The sequence below is a fragment of the uncultured Gimesia sp. genome (assembly GCF_937919775.1).
Taxonomy (GTDB): Bacteria; Planctomycetota; Planctomycetia; order Planctomycetales; family Planctomycetaceae; genus Gimesia.
In genome coordinates this window covers 1-2,500 of sequence record NZ_CALFPF010000179.1, presented here as the reverse complement: position 1 = coordinate 2,500, position 2,500 = coordinate 1, and the positions used below count along the sequence as shown (strand labels likewise).

Sequence of the window (2,500 nt, the reverse complement as noted above, 5' to 3'; positions counted from 1 at the left end):
TAAAGTGGTACGCGAGCTGGGTTTAAACCGTCGTGAGACAGGTTGGTCCCTATCTTCTGTGGGCGCACGAAACTTGAGGGGTTTTCTCTTTAGTACGAGAGGATTTAGAGGGACGTACCTCTGGTGTTCCTGTTGTCACGCTAGTGGCACCGCAGGGTAGCTAAGTACGGTTAGGATAAGCGCTGAAAGCATCTAAGCGCGAAGCCTCTCCCAAGATTAGGTTTCGTTTGAGTCCCCTGGAAGACTACCAGGTTGATAGGCCGGATGTGTAAGGCGAGTAATCGTCTCAGCTGACCGGTACTAATGGACAAACGCTTAGCCGTTTTGATTTTTACATCAAAACTCTAAGAGCAAACTAAGGGTTATATTTGTTGCTTGTTACTTTTACCATTTTTATACACCAGACAGAGTAGTGCGGCCATTTGGTTGGCGACTCTGTCAATTCCGGTGACCATACCTGTGAGGCCACACGCGTTCCCATTCCGAACACGACAGTTAAGCTCCCAGGGCCGATGATAGTGCCCACCAGTGCGAAAGTAGGTTATTGCCGGATATTTTTTTTAAAACCCTTTGTCCTCCGGGCAAAGGGTTTTTTTACGCGCTGTGAATTGTCTCCCCTGACAACCCGAGCTGAATCTGTGATTTCACTTGAGACGAGTTTACTGCTCTGTCAAATCCAGCCGTAATGATTCAATCTCAAATCCACAGGTATAAAGCGCAACGTACCATCTGTCGGCACTGATTTTCTCACTCTAAGGTATCTCAATCCGCTTGAGCTGTGACAATTCGCTTCTTAGCTCGTGTCTATACTGTTATCATGTCACAAATGTTCTCAAGCATTCAGCTTTGCATGGGGCAAAACTTATTAAAGCACTGTTGTGTCTTGCTCAACTATTACAGGTTGTTATCTGCAAGCAGATGATCCATTTCCAGAATGAGTGTCTGTTACTTGTCACTTAGATTGATTTCTGGTTTTCCTGATGCGATTGGCTGGGACAGGTTATTTCGTATGAACCACCAGAAGAAATCTTCGGACCGAAGACTGACACTCTTGCTGATCCTGGTTTTTGGCGGAGTCTTTTTCTTTCCCATCTCCGCCTGGTGGAACTACTCCCAGATTCAACAGGCGGAAGAAAACAGTAATCGATTATTGAATGAAGAAAAATGGGGGGCCGCCGAACAAGCAGCGCGGAACTGGACCCGACGGGCACCGCAAAATGCGGATGCCTGGCTGGCGCTGGCCGAAGCATACCGCCAACAGCAAAAATTTGAAGAAACTGCGGAAGCATTAGGGCAGCTTAGTGATTCAGACCCCCGCATATTAAAAACGCTTGCCTTGCGAACGGACCTGCTGCTTGCGGAACTTCACGATCCTGAAAAATCACTTGAGACCTGCCGGCGGATTTTGAAAATCGATCCCAGAGTGGATCGAGCCTGGCAACGTCTGATTTATATCAATGCCATGATGTTACTGCGTCTGGAGATGGTAAAGCAAATCAGGCAGGCGATCAAATTGCAGTGTGAACCACCGGAGGCCTATGTTTATCTGCTGCTTTCCGATTCCCTTAATTTCAGTAATGGTGCGCCGCTTGTCAATTCGTGGTTAACGACACACCCGGAGAATGAAGACCTGGAAGTTGCGCGGGCGATTTACATTGCCCGGAGCAGCATCCGGCAATCGATGCTGTTGAAGGAATCTCAATTAATATCCGGAGGGGATCAGAGTCTGATTACGAATTGTTTGAAAAAGTATCCGCAGAACTGTGAAGTCCTGGCTTATTTTCTGGAAAAATCGCTGGATGAGGGAGACCTGAAACGGGTTGCGGAACTACTTGAGCATGTGCCTGACAACGCAGAAGCGGACAGTCGATTCTGGAGGTTGAAAGGTCGTTATCTGGCGCTCCATGATCAACTTGATTTAGCAGAAACATCCTTTCAACAGGCACTCGAATGGAATCCTTATGACTGGAGAGCCAGACTCGGACTTGCAGAGATATTGCGCAGAAAGGGAGCGGTCAAGGAAGCAACAGAGATGGCCCGAATTGGAAATCGGGGAAAACTATTTTCAAAAAAACTGATGGAACTTCAGGATCCGCGATCAATCGATCGGGATTTATTACAGGAAATCGGAGAGTATGCTCACGATTGCGGGGACATTGATGTGGAAACATCAATCCAGAGGCGTTTAAACATGACCCCTGATACCTGAAAAAAGTGTATCATAAACAGTTTCTAAAACTGCGTGCGGATCAACATAAAATCGATCCGAACCGGATCAGCAGTTGTGCGACTTTTACAGGATCACTTTTTTGATCGCCATTGGTGCCTGCACAATTTCTACACCATCCGCCAATGATTTCTTTCTCTCTTTACCCCTCCTCCAGTGGTCCCCTCAATAAAAACGGATTGCAGCCTCCGTGGTTTATCTGTTGATGCACGATCGATTGGGAATTACCAACTTCATCAAAAAAACCTCAAATTTTGACAGAAATACAAAAAT

Annotated in this window: 1 protein-coding gene and 2 rRNA genes; all 3 read left to right on the top strand. The window is 46.7% G+C overall.

The window, feature by feature from the left end; genetic code table 11:
* Window positions 1–324 (top strand): 23S ribosomal RNA (locus tag Q0294_RS04885); the annotation flags it as partial.
* A 119-nt stretch (window positions 325–443) separates the two neighbouring features.
* Window positions 444–553: ribosomal RNA gene (gene rrf, locus Q0294_RS04880) — 5S ribosomal RNA — on the top strand.
* 456 nt (window positions 554–1,009) lie between these two features.
* Window positions 1,010–2,209, top strand: a complete 1,200-nt coding sequence (locus Q0294_RS04875; protein ID WP_299461502.1) for a tetratricopeptide repeat protein — start codon at window positions 1,010–1,012, stop codon at window positions 2,207–2,209.
* The last annotated feature ends 291 nt before the right edge of the window (window positions 2,210–2,500 follow it).